A 16,754-nucleotide genomic window follows, 5' to 3' on the forward strand; every position below is an offset into this window, starting at 1 on the left:
CACTCCGTGAGTGGATCAGGGACAAGGCGATACTTTCCAGGGTGCGAATATCGTCAAAAACGGTTGCGCGGGGTTCTACGCCTAGTAGAGTCATCACGTGGAGTAGGCAGCCATATAGCGTAGGCTGTATAAATTGATGTATAATTTCAAGATGACTTATCCATTAAAATTTCGCCAACATGTATTGGCTATTAAAGAGCAAGAAAAGCTTACATATGCCCAAACGGCCACACGTTTTTGTATTGGGACCGCAAGTCTGATGCGCTGGGCTAAACGAATAGAACCTTGTCTGACACGTGATAAACCCGCCAGTAAAATAGCTCGAGCGGCGTTGATTCTTGATGTGGAAACCTACCCTGACGCGTCTCAATACGAGCGAGCCCAACGTATGGGAGTGAGCGCTAGAGGTATCTGCCATGCGTTGAAACGGGCAGGGTTTAGCTATAAAAAAAACATTTTATCATCCAAAAGCCAACGCCCAATCCCGAGAAGATTTTCAGATCAAGATCCAGGCCTATGAAGCCAGCGAGACCCCTATTATTTACGTTGATGAAAGCGGTTTTGCTCATGACATGCCCCGCCTCTACGGCTATTGAGCTAAAGGTAAGCGGTGTTACGGTCAACATGATTGGCACGCTAAAGCACGTACCAATGTCATTGGCGCTCAGCTTAACGGAAAATTAACCACCGTTTGTGCCTTTGAATACAATATCAATAGCGATATTTTTCATGCGTGGGTAACCCAAGACTGACTGCCAAAAATCCCTCAAGGTGCTGTTATCGTGATGGATAATGTGAGCTTTCACAAACGCCAGGATATCCAGTCTACTAGACAAAAATCTGGTTTTATTCTGGAATATCTCCCGACGTATTCTCCTGACCTCAACCCGATTGAGCACAAATGGGCTCAGGCTAAAGCCCTTCGTAGGAAACGACAATGCGATATCGACACTCTCTTTTCTGACCCTTTATTTTGAATCAATTTATACGGCTACAGCCATAATCCAGGCCAGTCGGACCCGCCATCCCCGTGCGCCATTGGGTTGACATGGCACGCATGACGAGGAAAGACGGCCAGATGTCAGGCCAAATCTCAAGAGGCTGCGGGGAAAAATCCTCAGGGCGTAAGCCTGCGCTGGCTAATTCTTCCGCACAAGGCGCTGGGGTGTAGAGCGCCGTCGCAACCGCCCTCAGTTTTTTTCGCGTTGACCCAGGAGCTCACGGTAAAAGGTGTGAATGATAGCTTCAATGGCTTGGGGATAGTTATTCGCCAGCTTGGTCAGATTGTCACGATTTAACTCATCGGGCAGCGCCCAGGCGGCGGTAATGTGCTCAACAAAATCCAATCCCGTTTGGTTTTTGCGTTTTTCCCGCTCCGCCATCTCGTTGAGTGGCACATGTTTGAAGGTAAAGGTCACGATACCTGCCTCCAGGCCCGCGCGTGGAATCGCCACATCGGCTTTAAATCTGGGCTGAGGTTGCAACGTAAATTCGATCGACATACGGTGTCTCCTTAAGCGGGTTCTTTGTAAAATGTCATGGCGGGACTCTGCATATTCAGTACCAATGAGACCGTTTCCACGGCGTTAACTTCAGTATGAGGCACCTCGTTAAAAGCCACCGTCGCTGACCAGTAGCGCTTTTCTTTGGCCTGCGGCACGAACATCGAGAAGGCGACCACGTCCTGACGCTGATCGGTCTCCCGTAATAGCGGATAAATCGCCAAAGCAGGATCATGTCCCAAGGTATAGGTCAGGGTGCGCGGGGCTTTCACGGTGTTGATATTGCGTTGCACGGTATCGGATAAAAATTGCAGGCTGACCGTTTGTTGATCGCCGCCAGAACTGGCAACCTCTTTGATTTGCGGGATTTCTGTCCAGGTTTTTATTTTGCGCAGACTGCCCGCGCCGCCACCGGCAACAAATTGTGTGGTCTGGCGGGTGTCGATATTTTCCAGGGTGAGGCTGGTTGCCGTCGCCGCCGACACGCGAGCAACCCGTTCATTGAGCCCCGTCCAGCCGGAAGACAGGTGAACAAGGTCATCCTTTTTAATTTTGTCGTTGCCGACCACCGTGAGCACCGCATGGGCAGCATTCGTGATAGCCGTAAACGGTAGCGCGGTTTCGTAGTCTGAGGCCAGGTAAACCTGGGCACCATTTGGTAAGGCAAAGCCCATAAGCTGTCTCCGAGTGTTGAGAGAATAAGAGGATGTTTAGAAATAAATTGATAACGAAATAATTTTCGAGGGCAGTTGATCAAGATAAGGTCGCTGTCCGACTTTTTTATTCGATGAGGGTGTGTAGTTTAATGAGCGCTTCTTCAATCACGATGTGATCAGCTTTTTCAATGAATTCACCGTCTCGGGCAGTGATATCAACCATTCTGCTTTGATTTAATAACACGACGCCTTGGGTTTGCGCGCCACTCCCTGATAATGTTACCGTGAAACCCTGATACCTTGAGAAAGCACCGCCTTGTGTGATCGGGGCAATCAAAACCATGCCAAGATCATTGAAGTTTTTAGGAGAGAGTACCAATACTGGTCGTCTGTCACCTTGCTGTTCTTTTCCTCGAGTCGGGTTGAGTGTTAACAATACGATATCACCGCGCGAAAATCCTTTTCTACGTGTCACCATATTTCTTCCCCTACGGGGGAGTGATCGTCACCCCATACACTTTCTTCCGTTTCAAGTGGGGCACTGGCATCACATTGTTTAATCAGTTCGGCCAGGGTGTAACGCTTAGGTTTGGGCGTCAGAACCAAGGTGCCGTCTTTGATTTCCAGATCCAGTTCTTGACCTACAGAGACCCCAATTTTTTTCAGAAAGAGCGCCGGTATGACGATACCGTTGCTATTGCCCCATTTTTTGATGGCTACTGTCATAAGACCTCCGAACATTGATGTTTATACAGCGTATAATAGTGACAGAAGAAGTCAATAATTATATTTAGTCTATACATTATATGTGAAGATACCCTCTGACAAATGTGAAGCACTCTAACAATTCACTACGGGGTAGTCGCCGATCAAATCATATGCGCCCGATAGCGCAGACTGAGGGGCAGACTGTAGGTGTGACAGTGCGTGATACCCGCAAATACTGTGAGGACACTAATGATTGCACAGCGGATAAGGCCATCGGTTAACGTGGTGCCCAAATCAAACAGATTGATGAGGTCATCAGCGACAGCTTGAACTTGAGCCTGGCCGCTACCCGTCGGGACACAGAGGGTCATTTGATAGACCCCGTGATAAACCCGGGAAACTTGCGCTAAATCCAGGCATTCTGTGGTGGCAGGCAAGAGATACGATTGCAGATACAGGCTGCCGGTGTCACTAAACTGCACGTTTTGACTGGCGACGGGAACCCCTTTTTTTGCTGCCCAGGTGCCCAGATGGTGCTCAAGTAGCGCCATGATACGTCCCGTGCTCATTTTTTCATCTCCTTAACCGCCTGGTTAAACAGCGTCTGGAATGCTTCCGCGGTGACACGAACCATACCGTTGGGCGCCTGTTTCGAGTGACCGAACTCCAGCCGATAGGCATAGGGCACGGTGTTGCTGAAATAGATGGCCTGCGTACCCGGCGTAAACTGCGTTAATTGCTGCATTCCCTCCGTTAGCGTCAGATTGCCACGGGGGTCAATGCGTCCGGTTTCTGTTTCTGCGGGCACATCAAAGGTCACCTGCCAATTGCCGCGAAATCGACCACCGGTATAGCCGGGTGGCGCTTTGCCTTGCCAGGTGTCCGCGTTACCCACTGGCGACATTGTCACCAATCTTGCCAATATTTTCATGCCCAGCACCTGGGGGAGTGCCTGATGCGCCTGTTTACTCTGGTTAATAAAGGCAGTCATGGAGGCCATAAAAGGTTTGTTATCCGTCATCTTAGAGCCTGTTCCAAATCTTCTTGAGCGACGCTCAGACGAGGAAAAAACGTGTGAAAAAGCGCAGTTTACAGAGAGTAAATGAGCATTTTGAGCGCGTTTTTGACGAAGTATCAGCAAGCACAAGAGATTTAGAACAGGTTCTTAGGCTCTCAGTTGCAATTGATAACACAGCAGCAATGCAGCAGGTTTCACGGGAGTGACCTGTATCACCCGATGGGCTTTGCCCTCGATAAGAAGGCGATCGCCCTGATAAATTTCCGTCTCAGCGGTTGCCATCATTTTACTGTCACCTTGTTGGATAAGCGTGCCATCAATTTCACCGGTGGTGTAACGCGCCATGACACCCGTCAGCCTGTGATTTTCTAGCGGAACAGCGATTTCAACGCCTTTGATGACCTGAACACCCCCGCCTCGCTGTAGGGTATAAGGGACACCATTGTCACGCAATAAACGGTCGGCAGCACGGCGTAAGCCTGCATCATTGATCGCCATGTCATCACCCCCTGACGAGCTGGATTTGGCAGCTGCTGATGAGCAGGCCGTGCAGTAAGCCAGGCAACCAGCTAAAATGAGGTGACGAAGCAGACCCCGACGCATAGGTCACACTGATTGCCCCTGAAACACTTTCCTGAATAACTTCCTTGCCACCTGAAAACGACGGCGTCAAATCGATAGCCTGTGCGGCCAACGCCAGACGGCATTGCGCCTGAAGGACTTGTGATGGAATGCACTCTTTGGGCAATAAATAGCCATCGAAGATAACCCCTGAGCGCGGCCAGGCCAGGGGCTGAGAAGCGGTGGTCCGTTCGCCTTGCCAGTTCAGTCCCGCCAGGTAATCCAGAGCTTTTATCAACAAGGTTTCACAGGCAATGTCCTCCTCGGGGAGCGGCTCACCTCGTTTGCTGGCGAGTCGTCGCAAATCGGCGACACGGGCATAACTTTCCCTTTCGGGTGAATTGATATCCGTGATGAGCATGTTATTTTTCCTGTTCACTGTGTTGCCAGCCTTCATCCAGCCAGCGGGTGATTTCATCGGGATGCACATTGGCGGTTATCGGATCATCAGGGTGAAGAGGGGAAGGATGCATCATCGGGATAAGTGCTGAAGGCGGTGGTGTTACTGCTGTATTGTCTTTTTTGTTTTTCGTCATGCTTTTTTCCTAACATAACCTCGATTCGGGATAAGCATAAGCCTCACTAAGTAGACCACATATTCACACAAAATATACTTTACAATCAATATGTTAGTCGTGTATTTTAATTACGTACCTTTACTTGCAACCCTGTTTATATTGCATCATGGTACAGTGACATTAAATACAACATTTGGATTGTTACGGAAAAAAAGGATATTTACATGAAAAGGACCAAGAAACTTTTGACACTATTACCAATTTTATTATCGCCAATGTTTACCTTTGCTTCCCCTGCTGCGGTTCCTGCGGGTTGTAAAGTTTGGATGGTACCTGAAGGTCCGTGGCTTTCACGCCTGCTCGTTTGTTCTCAACAGAAAACAACCCCCTCGTGTCCTTTATCTCAACAGATTACTGATCGACAGGATATCATGATGCCCCCAAGAATCGGGTGACCCGCTTTTTTGTATATGAGTTAGACTTATGCTTATCTCTATTCAGTTAAAATAAAGCGGCTATCACGCCGCTGTCTTAGCCTAAAATCAGCGCACTGTGCTCCGGTTTCACTGCCGCGACACCCCAGGCTAGCCCGACTTCATAGCGTATCTGATGATACTGACGGTAGAGCGCCACCTGGAAAGTCATGCCGGAGACCGGATCGGTGACATTCATCACATCATCGGCGATATCCCCGCCTTGAGGCATCGCCGGTGTCCGTGACGCCAGCAGGAATGCATTGCGATCGAATGCCATGTTAGCGGTGTAGTGACCAACCAGCGTGACAGCGGTGTTGTCCGCCAGGTCTTGCAACAAGCCCGGTGCAGACAAGGTGATAGTCGAGGCGCTGGCTGCTGCCACCACGTATTGATGCGTATCGCCGGTAAAGGTGACAATATCCCCTCGGTTTATCGTGCCGCTTCCACTGTCTACGGCAATGAGCTGATTGCCGACGTGATAACCGCCCGCTTTGTTGACCAGAAACCCGCTACCCGTCCCTGCTGTGACCCGTTTGATGCCCGCGGAATTGTGCAAATTAAAGCCTTCGATACGCCCGATGGTGCCTTCACGTAACAGGGCTTCGCTGCCCGCTTCGTTGACTTTAAACAAGACGGATTGTTTGCCACGAATGTTGGAAATAGCCGCTGACCCCAAGACCATTTGCAAATCGGTGGTCGGGGCCCCGTTATCTTCCAGCACGCGACGCGCATCGGCAAAATCGGCCAGGTCTTCTTTGACGCCAAAGGGAGTGCTCCCTGCCTTTCCGACAGCCAGTTGTTCTTCCCCGTTCCATTGCACGGGCGCCATTTTGGATTTGCTGATTTTAACTTCCACCGTACTGAGTGTTTGTTCCGCACTGCCTGCCGCCGTGGGACCGGGCACGATGTCCACCGTTTTAGCGATGGGGGCCACCGGTGCGGTGATATTTTGATCGAGGGCGGCGGTTTCCGCTTTGCTGTTACGGGCGACGGCGGGAATAAAACCGACTTGCTCACGGGAAACGCTGTCTAATGCGGTATAAATGGTGGGGATCAACCCCGTTAAGGTATTGCCTGCCATGCTGTTGCTCCAGGGTTAAGGGTAAGGTGTGTAATTAATCGACGATCGAGATACCGTCTTTGAGTGCGGCCTGTTTGCTGCCGATGTCCAAGGCATCAAAGGCGCTGCGTTTGAGTGTTTTGTGTCCGTGCTGCTGGGGTGTGGGTTGTGAACCGCCGCCACGGTGGCCGGAGGCTTTCAGAATGTGGTCTTTGTGCGGATACTGTTCGATGAGGTATTCTAAGGCTTCCTCAAACTCCGCGATTTCCCCGGGCTGACGGCGTGAGAATACCTTGTTGCCTGCCGCATCCGTGGCGACCACTTTACCTGCGTCAATGCTGAATGCGTGACCGAACCGGGCTTGCACCAAATCCGCCGGGATCGCCAGGTTATCCTGGATAAACGTCGAGCTGCTGAAACGTCCGCCAATCATCTCTTGATACAACTGGGCTTCCAGGGTTTTATTTTTGCTGCTGGCCTCGTCAAGCTGAGTTTGAAAAGCTTGAGTGATTTGTGCTTTCACCTGGTCGACCGCACCGGCCTCGATTAATTTCTTTTGATCGATGTGGGTGAGCGTTTGCAGTGCTTCACGGGCTTTCGCTGGGTCGTCAATGCCGGCAAACGCCTTGAGCTTGGCTTCGAGTGCTTCCTTGGCCTCACGGTGGCTTTTGGCTTCCCCATTGAGGGCGCTAATTTTGTTCAAGGCTGCCACCGCATCAAAGGGGATCGCTTTGCCGTCCTCATGCAAATACACCGGCATGCCGTTTTCCAGTACCGCTTTTCCTTCTGTATCGAGGTGCAATTTCATTGCTATTGTCTCCGCCCGCAGGCTGGGTTAACCGGTCATCCGACCCGGGCGCTGTGTCGCTTCCGCTCACAGCTGTTCATAAAAAAAGCCACCCTGGGGTGGCCTGTGTGAAGTTGGTTATCAACGCTATTTTAAAATGTCCAGTTTTTGCTACTTTACGTGATGAGAGAACATGTTAAGTTGTGCTGACATGTTGATTTTTTACTCTATATGGAGGGTTTCGCGCAGCTGTTCTAACGTGAGCCATTCCCCTTTGTCGCTAAAAAATGCGTCGGGACGCCGTCCCTCCTCTCGCAGCATTTTAGCGCGGGTTTTACCCAGGACTTGGATTTGCCGCGCGTAAGGTTGTTGCTGTAACCAGTCAGAATACGTGGTATCCGCAGGCACTTGCCCGTCCAGGCTGGCGCGTGTGCCCGGGTCCAGCTCATCTAAGTCAATGCCCAGGGCGCGCCAGGATTTGATGACCAGTGTCTCCGTTGAGCGACAGCAAAAGTGCAGGCGTCCCGGTCCTTGCAGATAGGGGATTTTGTGGCCGAGTGGCTGGCCGGCTAGGGTGTAGCACAAACGGTCACGGATAACACAGGGTGATGAGGTTTTGTTATCCAGCGTACTGAGCCACTGTTTTCTGTCTATCATTGCGGCGTTATTTTCAGCAAATTTATCCCGTGCTACCGCTGAAACATGGTTAACAGCGGTTTTGACCACACTGGTGAGATTTTTGCGACTGATGTCCAGTACCCCATCTTGATACTGTTTTGCCCTGCTCCCGCGTACTTTGCGTGTAATTTGCTCGACGGTATCACCCAAGAGAAACCCGTTTTTTACCGCGTTGTTGATACGCTGAAAGCGATCGCTTTCCAGATGACTGACCCAGTCGCGCAGTAAACGCCCTTGAAAGGGCTGCGCCATCGCTGCCGCGTAAACCTGTTCTGCGGTGATAATCGCTAAGGGATAGCGGTGTAGCACCCCATCAGGCAGCAGGGTATCAAAGAGACGGCAGTGATAACCCGCTTCGTGCTCAGCAAAGGCTAGCAATTCCTCGCTGAGCGATAAATACAGGGTACTCATTGCCTGCTGATTCACCTCTTGGACACAGGCTAACAAGCGGGCTAACTGTTTGACTTCGATGTGTTGCGGATTAACCTTCTCCAATTTCCCGAAAAGTCGGGCGGTTAGTTCAGCATCATATTGGTTGAGTAGTGCCACCTTTTCTTTAACCACCCCGAGAGCATAGCGTGATTGAAACAGACTGTGTGCCAGGGCTTCATCACGCAGACGTTGGTTGACTGTGGACATGGTAACCCCTTAATAGAAAAACCGGTTTGATGGCATGAGGATAACGGGGTGTTTTTATACAGCCTGCGCGTCACCTCACGATGCCACGCGGGCGTTACAGTAAATCCGGTGGCAAATTGTTAAGTTCATCACACAGGGTTTCCGGGTTGGCATCGGCATCAATAAGGTTCAGTGCCTGTAAGGCGCGGATGGCATCCACCTGACGAATATCCCCGCCTTGCCGCAGTGCCTGTATCGCCAGGGCGGCCGGGGCATTGAAGGCTTGCTGGGTGGTTTCAAGCTCGGTGCGAATGTCCACCTTGCCGCCGTCTTTTTCGCCTGACCAGTCTGCCATCAGTTGCAACAGGGTATCGAGGGCATCTTCTAGCGAGTTAGACAGGGTGTAGAGCGGGGATTGTTCTTGTAGGCGCTCTTCGCTCACTTGGTCGAGGGTCTTGGTGCTACTGTTTTGACTGCGCAACAGCTTGCCACCGGCTTGACGCATCTGCTCGACCAAATCCGTCAGTGCCTCTTTGCCTGCTCCTACGGCGGCGCCCGAATGTTCGGTGTACGCACTGCCCTGTTTGGTGCGGTCAGTAAAGTGTGTCGCGCTTGAGGCACCAATGGTCAACTTTTCGCCGGTTTCAAGACCAAACACATTGAGGATGGGCACCCGGGCCACATGCAAAATATTGTCTTGCTCACTCTGGCTTTGCCAATGTTTGATATTGAGTAACGCCAGATTCAATAGCGGCGGGGCGCCACACATAAAACCGGTGCGTTTGCTGTACAATGTCACCAACGGAATGCGAGGGCAGGAGGTTGCCCAGCTGTCGTGCAGTATCCAGGTTTCCCTGCCATCGGCTTGCCTGATTTTACGGTAGAGTTCAACCCGACCGGGCGTCAACTTGCGGATTTGCGCGATTTTCTGTTGGCGGTAAGGGGCGGTCTCGACGACAATCTCTTCTCTAATTCGCAATTCTGTCAGCTGGACCGGCCCTCCTTGGTGGCTGGATTGCCAGCCGATGACCTGGCGGGGGTTAATCAACACCGCATAGGGACGGGCGCCACGGGCTTTTTCCTCAGCACGGGTTTTCAATGCTTCCACACGGGGGTAGTCAACCAGCGCATGCGCCACGCCGTATTGCAGCGCCAGGCTGAAATACGCTTGCGCCCAAACATCCAGCCGGTTGCCCAGCAAATCCATATCCTGGCAGTACTCGACAATCACGGCGGGGGTGGACTCACTCAATTGGGTCGGTTCTGAAAAGACACGACCTAAGTTATTTTTGAGGGTTTCCTCGTAAGCCGGCAGCAGCGTGGCGACGGAGAGACGTTGCTGATAGCTGTGTTTATCTTCATTCGTCCAGCGCGGTAAATAGGTTTCGCCCTGTTGCCGTAGGCATAAGGTGCCGCCCATCAGGGCGTCATTGATGTCCCAGGCAGCTAGCAGGCTGTTGTAGTCAAGATGGGGCGTGGAAATATCGGACATGGTTTGACTCTCATGGGTTGTTAACGCGACTGTAGAGGGCCGTTACAGTCTTAAGGGGGTTACCTGCCCCCGAAGCTGACGGTGATTTCTTTTGGCGACGGCAAAATAACGAAAGGCATCGGCGGCGTGGGAACTGGCATCGTGCAGCGGTTTGTCTTTCCAGCAGCCGTACTGGTTATCCCAGGCTTTGCGGTAGCGCTCCAAATGACTGAGGCCTTGTTCACAGGTCACGCTATCAAAGGCACAGCGCGGCAGGATTTCCCGTACCGACTCAATGCCTTCATCGACACGCAATCGGGGGACCACCTTGAAATTGATGCGGTAAATGTCACCGTCCAGCGCATAACCTTCATAAGCCAGTTGCCGACGGCTTTTGCCGTCGCCCGCTAATTCTCGATTATCAATATCGTGCGGGGCCCAGTGTTCGCCATAGTGATAGGCGCGGGCTTTCAATACCTGCATGTAATGCCGCAGGCCTTCGCCACTGTTTTCGTAATAATCCATCAGGTGAAATTCACTGCCGACCTCACGGACAAACCAGATAACCGTGGCATCGCCTACTCCTAAATCCCAAAAGGTGTGCACCGGCAGGTGCGGATTAGCCGGTAAGGTACCAATGCGCTGATTCTCATAGAGATAACGGAACTGATTGGCGTAATATGCGCCCTCAATCGATTGCTGAAAGGCCTCGCTCGGGATTGACGGATACTCGCGTTTCATGTCGTCACCCAGTGTGCTTTCTTTGGCGTAATACCAGGCTTTTTGTTCCGCCGTTAGCCTAATCGACTGTTTGGTTTGCAGCTCGCTAAAGTAGGCTTGCAAGCGCGGCGGCAACGGACTGCTCACCGGCAAGGCATACTGCGGATTGTTCCACCAGGAAAAGAAGAAGAACTTCCAATCCAATGGGCCTAAGGGTTTGTTGCTGAGTAAGGCTTTTTCCGCCGTTTGGCAGTAATCGAAAAAATACCCCGCACGGCCCTCTGCCGTCGATTCAATGGTGACCACGCAGTCTGTGGCGACCGCTTCAAAGGCACCAGTGACGATTTCACGGGCTTTCTCAGGAAATTTGGCACACAGCTTGCCGAATTCGGAAATATGCAAATAGCGCAAGGTGCCACCGCGAAAGGAGGTGCTGATGTACAGTGAGCCGCCGTTGTGAAACACCAATTCGCCTGCGGAATCATTGCGGGCGGGATTAGCACGTTTAAGAAGGTCAGGCAAATGGTCGTAGGCGTATTTCACTTTCTCGCGGAACAGGCGTTTGGCATCGTTTAAGGTATGTGCAATCAAGGCACATTTGGCTGACTCAAAGAGTGCGGCATCCAGTTGGATAAGGCACACCTCGGTGGTAAAGCCCAGCTGACGGGCTTTCAAAATCAGATTGCGTGTATGCATCCCCGTGAAATAGGCACGCTGCTGCGCCGTCATCGTAAAACGGATTTTACGTCCGTGTTTATCGGTAATAAAATACAGGTGGTTTAAGCGCCAAAAGCGATCAGCTAATTTTGTTTTCAGCGTTGGATCGAATGCCATGGGCGTTGCCTTCCGCGAGGTCTTTCATCCATTGTGCCAACTCTTTCTCGGCCCCTGGCGCCGTCTCGTTGTTCAAGCCATAGGCATCGCGCTCACCTTTAATCAGTTTCAGCTGGGCATCCACCCCGGCGCTGAGCGTTCTCGCAAGAGCAGCATGGTTGTCTTCGGTGATAACGGTACTGCTGAGGAAGGCTTTCAGATGGTTAGCAATCTGCCGCCAACCGGCTAAGGCCACACGATGGGATAAAACGACAGACAAAGCTTCATCCGAAGCTTGTTCAATAATATCGTGGTCGGTGCGCACAGTATTTTTAGTAGAAAAAGTGCGCACAGCCGCACTGCGCACCACTTTATCTTTTGTGGCCGCCGCCACTTTCTCGGTCAGGTCTCTTTGCCACGCGTTTCTTACTGCAAATTTCCTGAGGGTCGATTCAGGTACCTGATAGCGTTTTGCTATCGCACGGACAGACAACACACCCGCGCGGTAAGCCGATTCGATGGCCTCCCAGTCAGGTTTTGCCATGATGAGCATTCCTTGGGTTAGGGGGATTTATCGAGATGGGTATAGGTCGCTACCGTCTGGCCTGCGGCGTTCAGCACAAAGGCAGTATCAGAGGAGGCAAGATGAATGGCATCACTGATACCGTTGGAGGCGATATCAAGGCGTTGAGCATTGCGGTTCCAGCCCCAATGGGCGCTCGGATAGCCAACTTCGCCTTGACCGTTGCCGAAATTAACTTTGATGGTGTACATAGGGTGCTCCTGTGTTGATGCGATCGACATGTCGTCGTGTTATGTCGATAAAAGTGAATTTCATGAACATGAAGAAATAGCTTGAATCATGGTTATTACGGGTGAATTTACCCTCGGCATTTCAAATGCACATGACGTTAACACCGTAACCCAACTTCATCTTCTTGATTATTTATTGAGCCAAACAGACCTGGGTAACGTACGCCTGCAAGCCTGCAATTTGCTGCGTGACTATTTCAATGCCTTTTCGGAGACGGAAATAATCGTTGACAACGGCGTCGTCAAGTCGGGCACCGGCAGCATCATCCAGGCGGGTGGCCGTGGGGGTGGCGGGCAATGTTTCACAGCGGGCAGCGAGCTGCACCCGACGCTTGCCAACAAGAACATCACGTTCAAGGACAGCGAGCTGAGTTTTAGCATCGGTTAATTCCTGGGTGTGTTTGTTATCGAGCACGGCTATTTGTTGGTGTTGCTTTTGCGTTGTTTGGAGCGTGATAAAGAGGTTATCGCGCTCATCCCTTATCGTTTTGATGATGTTGTCTTTTTTTACTGATTCAGTGTGGTAATAAAGCGCCACCAGACTGACGAGCAGAATGAAACTCATCAGGATAAAAAATAAGCGATTAAACATCGAGTCCCCAACAGGTGAGTTCACTTTCTTGCGCGCGTCTCATCACTTGACCCGCACAGTTATTAGCTCGAATGCGACAATCTTTACCACCATCAAATAGCCAGCGTTTGATTTCAGTACAGGCCCCACGGTAGTCACCGGCATTGAGTTTGCGATAAAAGGTAGAGGAAAGGCATTTGCCTGCACCGATGTTATACGGACAAAATGAAGCAATACCGGCTTTCTGTGCGTCGGTTAACGGTACCTGAACATGGTGTTCTACCCAGGCAATCGCCTTATTCACCTCAAATTTGTTAACCTGCTCGCATTTTTCAGCGCTGAGTTGCAGGCCTTGCACCACTGGCTTGTCATCAACTCGTGTCGCACCGCGGCAAATTATCCACACATTCGCGCCATCTCGATAGGCCGTCAGCCGATTACCTTCTTTTTCATGCAGAAATTGCGTAAGAAGAGCGGTTGCAGTGGCACCTGCCAAAATCAGTCCCAGCATGGGTTTGCTTAACTTACTCATTGGCGTGTCCCGCTCTTGCGTCTGTCTTCTTTAATTTTGAAATACAGATTGGTCAAATAGGTCAGCACCGCCAGAGAGACGCCCGCGAGCACGCCAATGGCGTTCCATTGTTCCGGGCTGTAGCTGTTTAGCAAACCATTCAGGATGCTACCGGCGGAAGCACCATAGGCAACGCCGGTGGTCAGTTTTTCCATGCTCATTCTCGTCTCTGAGTGGGGATACCGTTTCCCGCTAGGGGTCGGGGGGGTGTCATAGAAATAGCGTCACCTCCCTGTGAATAAAAGGGTTGAGCACTGATGGGTATTTTGGGTAGGCGCTAAAATGAAAAAGGCCACGTGATGCACAGCCTTAAATAAGCGTTTTTTGCAAGCATGTTACAAAAATATTCTGTATAACGTTTCTTTGTATTAATATGTAAAGATACGTAATTATTACATCTCCAAACGTAAATATGCTATTTGAAAGAAGAGTTTTATCAATTATGCTCGGTTGGATTGCTATTTTTAAATATCTTTAATTATCATCGAATAAATAAAGGCAATTAATTTTTTCATTTAACTACATAAAAATTTATCGTTCACGTTCATTAAATTACAATAGAGAAGAGTAAAATGCCAGGTAACGTATCACATTCATCCCAAACTAATCATATACAAAATTTCTCTTCTTCGTCGGAGAGGCAATCTGACAAACTGCCATTTTCACAAGAATTCCGGTCCGTAGATAATACACCACTCTCACCGGAATCCATGGCTACTTTCCATCGAGACCATCCAAGTGTTGTTAACGGTATTCGCCTTCCTATTAAAATGCAAATGATTGCATGCAACTTAATAAATATAATAAGAAAACTTAACGATAAAGCTTACTCCTCGGACCAAACAAATTATACCGTACAAAAGGAAATCAAATTAAAAGCATTAACGACAGAGGAGGTTATATAACTATTGGTAGTTGATAACTTCAAATCGGAATATTTTCTATCTTTAGGAGCCGAGACGCTAACCATAATTGTTAAAGAACTTTCTAGAAGGTCTGAAGAAATTTCATCAACCATTTTTACAAATAATAATAATGAGAATACTCAAATATATCCCTGTCTTCCTACAGATTATCAAACTAGTGCAACAGATGTACCTGCTTTTCATAAAGGTTTTGTAGGATCGAGTACGCACGGAGATTATCGTTATCATCCTTATAGTAGATCGCTACGTTTTGTGTCTCAAGTGGCAAATCCACACACACATGATCTACAAACCAGTTCCTTATATACGGTAGAGACAACTACCCCAAAGCAAAATGAATCCGGGAATATGGTTTCTAAAACTCTAGATGAACCTTTTAAAGGTTTATCAAAGGTCCAGGAATTGGAACAGTGTAAAAAAGATAGAATCAGTTCTATGGCATTAAAAATCTTGGATATAAAAAAACAATCTCTTTGTCAAGGAAATACTAAACAAGTACTCCCCAGGGAAGCAGTATTAACGGAGGATAATATAAACAATGTTATAAATAAATTACTAGCTAATAACCTAGATCCAAAAGAATTGTTGCCGTTGGGGTCTGATAAATTAAACACTATTTTTTTAGAACTTGCGAAAAGGGGTGGAAAGGAACCATCAGTCCTGTGTAAAGAATTTGAGAATTATTTAACGAGCCGCTCAAGTAGAGATGAATTAATAGCTGAATTGCCGAAAGGACAAGATGAAGAGCAGATACTATCTCAGAAAATTCCTAAGATGAATGAAAGTTTGAATGCGTACAGTCTAGAAGAGCAATTCAGTATTTTGAAAGACTGGTCTCAGGAAATTATTAAGTGTCAGGATGGACGTAATCTAGATATAATTACATCTCCAACCCTATTTAAGTTATTTTTTTGCAAATTAACAGAAAAAAACATTCCATCCTTTACCAAGATGGCATTCTATTTAGGTGTATCTAGAGAGAAAGAGAATTCTGCCGAAATATTATTCCACAGTTACAATAGTGGACAATTCTATATATAAATTAATCCTTTTGACTGGAATTAAGGCATTATAGAGTAAGTAGATAGTTACTCTTTCTCGAAATGTGGCCGTGATGTGAGAGTAAAAAACATTTTACACGTTCGTTTTTTCTGTTGATATCCGAGCTACCAATCTCGGTAGCCGATTTCACGGTTACGAGATCAATGTCGCTCCGAGTACTTATTATAATCAAAGGCGAAAACCCCGACAGCGAAGGTCAGGGTTTTACGGTTGTTCGTTATCAATACATAGACACGGCAGGGTACCCTGCAATCATTGCTCATTTGCTCTTTTCAGTCAATAGCATTACGCCACTTTTTTAATTTTATCGACACGTTTACGACTTTTAAATGCCTGTTCGAGGGAAGGATGGAGTAGATACAGACTTTCTTCGAGTATTTGATCAATTTCCCTACGGCAGGTAGCCAGTGAGGGGGTTTTAAATCGGTTGCCCCCTCGTGTGCTGATATTGCGCGGTATAGCGGCTTTCTGGCTATAAACCGCTATCGAATAACGGGAAAGGCGTTGTACGTAGTAACTGAGCAGGATGCCAAAAGCCTGGTTATCCACCGGTATCACCGTATCCACCACCCGAGAAATCAACAACCCGTCATCATCATTACACATTGGCCTGGTAGGACTTTCTTGTGGCTTTTTTGTCGCCATACAGTGGGCGATGAGGCTGCTCTGTGGCTTCTCCAATCGACCGCTGTATACCCAGGCTCCCCAGCATTCCAACCAGCTGTTAACCCAGTGATACTGCTCATTATTGAGCCTAAGTTGTGTGACGTTCATGCTGCCTCCTGTTCCGTTATGATTATTTCCATCCTGCCGCCTTTTACCTGTTCACCCCGAATGATGTGTAGGTCATCAATCACACTGTCATCGGCAATCATGCCTGCGTGTACTAACGCATCCAGCGGTGCCTTTAGCAGGTTATCTAAATCGCGTTTCCTACGGTCTGGGACATGAACTCGTACCCTTGACACGAAGTTTACTTTTTAGGCACAGGGTAAGCCCCTTACGTACAATTAACGCAATAACCTCGGTACGGTACTGCCTGCCCTGTTTGCTGATGTAATGTCGGCCTCTGGCATGTCGCCAATAGGTATTCACTGTCGGCGGGTAAGGCAGCACTATTCGATATTCATTCATGTTTCATCTGTCTCTACTGGCGCCGGTTGAT

The 16,754-nt window shown here is 49.2% G+C and carries 25 protein-coding genes and 1 pseudogene; 4 read left to right on the plus strand and 22 right to left on the minus strand.

Annotation, left to right across the window (positions count from 1 at the left end; all coding sequences use genetic code 11):
* Positions 1–151: 151 nt before the first annotated feature.
* The gene (locus tag AAHH42_RS06560) at positions 152–520 is read left to right on the plus strand and encodes an IS630 transposase-related protein (protein WP_072549715.1); all 369 of its coding nucleotides are present in this window, start codon (positions 152–154) and stop codon (positions 518–520) included.
* 265 nt (positions 521–785) lie between these two features.
* Positions 786–977: a transposase gene (locus AAHH42_RS06565; RefSeq protein ID WP_342221998.1), complete on the plus strand. Its 192-nt coding sequence runs from the start codon at positions 786–788 to the stop codon at positions 975–977.
* A gap of 1 nt (position 978) precedes the next feature.
* On the opposite strand, the gene AAHH42_RS14770 is transcribed toward AAHH42_RS06565, so the two are convergent.
* Entirely contained in the window at positions 979–1,092 is a 114-nt protein-coding gene (locus tag AAHH42_RS14770; RefSeq protein WP_425286327.1) for a DUF1799 domain-containing protein, read from the minus strand.
* On the opposite strand from AAHH42_RS14770, the gene AAHH42_RS14775 reads away from it, so the two are divergent.
* Complete coding sequence (locus tag AAHH42_RS14775) at positions 1,049–1,171, plus strand: hypothetical protein (RefSeq protein ID WP_425286316.1); 123 nt, start codon at positions 1,049–1,051, stop codon at positions 1,169–1,171. The two genes, AAHH42_RS14770 and AAHH42_RS14775, sit on opposite strands and share 44 nt — an antisense overlap.
* A gap of 19 nt (positions 1,172–1,190) precedes the next feature.
* Here AAHH42_RS14775 and AAHH42_RS06575 read toward each other — a convergent pair whose 3' ends face one another.
* The 19 genes from AAHH42_RS06575 to AAHH42_RS06665 all read right to left on the minus strand — a co-directional run bounded on the left by AAHH42_RS06575 (position 1,191) and on the right by AAHH42_RS06665 (position 13,762).
* Positions 1,191–1,502, minus strand: a complete 312-nt coding sequence (locus tag AAHH42_RS06575; RefSeq protein WP_072551181.1) for a phage tail assembly chaperone — start codon at positions 1,500–1,502, stop codon at positions 1,191–1,193.
* 11 nt (positions 1,503–1,513) lie between these two features.
* A complete protein-coding gene (locus AAHH42_RS06580; protein WP_342221862.1) occupies positions 1,514–2,080 on the minus strand; it encodes a phage tail protein in 567 nt (188 codons plus the stop codon).
* Between the two features lie 202 nt (positions 2,081–2,282).
* On the minus strand, positions 2,283–2,633 hold the full coding sequence (locus AAHH42_RS06585) for a type II toxin-antitoxin system ChpB family toxin (protein WP_162860101.1): 351 nt from the start codon (positions 2,631–2,633) through the stop codon (positions 2,283–2,285).
* On the minus strand, positions 2,630–2,884 hold the full coding sequence (locus AAHH42_RS06590; RefSeq protein ID WP_119797406.1) for an AbrB/MazE/SpoVT family DNA-binding domain-containing protein: 255 nt from the start codon (positions 2,882–2,884) through the stop codon (positions 2,630–2,632). Before AAHH42_RS06590 ends, AAHH42_RS06585 begins: the two co-directional genes overlap by 4 nt.
* Before the next feature lie 143 nt (positions 2,885–3,027).
* Positions 3,028–3,435, minus strand: a complete 408-nt coding sequence (locus tag AAHH42_RS06595; RefSeq protein ID WP_342221846.1) for a phage tail terminator-like protein — start codon at positions 3,433–3,435, stop codon at positions 3,028–3,030.
* Complete coding sequence (locus AAHH42_RS06600) at positions 3,432–3,887, minus strand: hypothetical protein (RefSeq protein WP_119797405.1); 456 nt, start codon at positions 3,885–3,887, stop codon at positions 3,432–3,434. The genes AAHH42_RS06595 and AAHH42_RS06600 overlap by 4 nt, the downstream gene beginning before the upstream one ends.
* Before the next feature lie 144 nt (positions 3,888–4,031).
* On the minus strand, positions 4,032–4,382 hold the full coding sequence (locus tag AAHH42_RS06605) for a hypothetical protein (protein ID WP_342221845.1): 351 nt from the start codon (positions 4,380–4,382) through the stop codon (positions 4,032–4,034).
* A 4-nt stretch (positions 4,383–4,386) separates the two neighbouring features.
* Positions 4,387–4,866 carry a DnaT-like ssDNA-binding protein gene (locus tag AAHH42_RS06610; protein ID WP_342221861.1) on the minus strand — a complete coding sequence of 160 codons (480 nt, stop codon included), beginning with the start codon at positions 4,864–4,866 and terminating at the stop codon, positions 4,387–4,389.
* A gap of 1 nt (position 4,867) precedes the next feature.
* The gene (locus tag AAHH42_RS06615) at positions 4,868–5,041 is read right to left on the minus strand and encodes a hypothetical protein (protein ID WP_342221860.1); all 174 of its coding nucleotides are present in this window, start codon (positions 5,039–5,041) and stop codon (positions 4,868–4,870) included.
* A gap of 513 nt (positions 5,042–5,554) precedes the next feature.
* Complete coding sequence (locus AAHH42_RS06620) at positions 5,555–6,580, minus strand: P22 phage major capsid protein family protein (protein ID WP_342221858.1); 1,026 nt, start codon at positions 6,578–6,580, stop codon at positions 5,555–5,557.
* Positions 6,581–6,614: 34 nt separating this feature from the next.
* A complete protein-coding gene (locus tag AAHH42_RS06625) occupies positions 6,615–7,367 on the minus strand; it encodes a DUF6651 domain-containing protein (protein WP_342221047.1) in 753 nt (250 codons plus the stop codon).
* A 201-nt stretch (positions 7,368–7,568) separates the two neighbouring features.
* Positions 7,569–8,663, minus strand: a complete 1,095-nt coding sequence (locus AAHH42_RS06630) for a hypothetical protein (protein WP_342221048.1) — start codon at positions 8,661–8,663, stop codon at positions 7,569–7,571.
* 94 nt (positions 8,664–8,757) lie between these two features.
* Positions 8,758–10,134, minus strand: coding sequence for a DUF4055 domain-containing protein (locus AAHH42_RS06635; RefSeq protein ID WP_342221049.1), 1,377 nt, complete (start codon positions 10,132–10,134; stop codon positions 8,758–8,760).
* A 42-nt stretch (positions 10,135–10,176) separates the two neighbouring features.
* Positions 10,177–11,667, minus strand: coding sequence for a terminase (locus AAHH42_RS06640; protein ID WP_342221050.1), 1,491 nt, complete (start codon positions 11,665–11,667; stop codon positions 10,177–10,179).
* Positions 11,630–12,190 (minus strand): hypothetical protein, encoded by a 561-nt coding sequence (locus tag AAHH42_RS06645; RefSeq protein WP_342221919.1) that lies wholly within the window; start codon positions 12,188–12,190, stop codon positions 11,630–11,632. The genes AAHH42_RS06640 and AAHH42_RS06645 overlap by 38 nt, the downstream gene beginning before the upstream one ends.
* Positions 12,191–12,207: 17 nt before the next feature.
* A complete protein-coding gene (locus AAHH42_RS06650; RefSeq protein WP_342221921.1) occupies positions 12,208–12,420 on the minus strand; it encodes a hypothetical protein in 213 nt (70 codons plus the stop codon).
* A 172-nt stretch (positions 12,421–12,592) separates the two neighbouring features.
* Positions 12,593–13,051: a lysis protein gene (locus AAHH42_RS06655; RefSeq protein WP_342221922.1), complete on the minus strand. Its 459-nt coding sequence runs from the start codon at positions 13,049–13,051 to the stop codon at positions 12,593–12,595.
* Positions 13,044–13,562, minus strand: coding sequence for a lysozyme (locus AAHH42_RS06660; protein ID WP_342221923.1), 519 nt, complete (start codon positions 13,560–13,562; stop codon positions 13,044–13,046). Before AAHH42_RS06660 ends, AAHH42_RS06655 begins: the two co-directional genes overlap by 8 nt.
* Entirely contained in the window at positions 13,559–13,762 is a 204-nt protein-coding gene (locus tag AAHH42_RS06665; protein WP_425286317.1) for a class II holin family protein, read from the minus strand. The genes AAHH42_RS06660 and AAHH42_RS06665 overlap by 4 nt, the downstream gene beginning before the upstream one ends.
* 747 nt (positions 13,763–14,509) lie before the next feature.
* Between AAHH42_RS06665 and AAHH42_RS06670 the strand changes: the two genes are divergently transcribed.
* Positions 14,510–15,568 carry a hypothetical protein gene (locus tag AAHH42_RS06670; RefSeq protein ID WP_342221925.1) on the plus strand — a complete coding sequence of 353 codons (1,059 nt, stop codon included), beginning with the start codon at positions 14,510–14,512 and terminating at the stop codon, positions 15,566–15,568.
* A gap of 306 nt (positions 15,569–15,874) precedes the next feature.
* On the opposite strand, the gene AAHH42_RS06675 is transcribed toward AAHH42_RS06670, so the two are convergent.
* On the minus strand, positions 15,875–16,363 hold the full coding sequence (locus AAHH42_RS06675; protein WP_342221926.1) for an antiterminator Q family protein: 489 nt from the start codon (positions 16,361–16,363) through the stop codon (positions 15,875–15,877).
* A pseudogene (locus AAHH42_RS06680) lies at positions 16,360–16,723 on the minus strand (RusA family crossover junction endodeoxyribonuclease). Before AAHH42_RS06680 ends, AAHH42_RS06675 begins: the two are co-directional and overlap by 4 nt.
* Positions 16,724–16,754: the final 31 nt, after the last annotated feature.

The sequence above is a fragment of the Candidatus Fukatsuia endosymbiont of Tuberolachnus salignus genome, from assembly GCF_964030845.1.
GTDB lineage: Bacteria > Pseudomonadota > Gammaproteobacteria > Enterobacterales > Enterobacteriaceae > Fukatsuia > Fukatsuia symbiotica.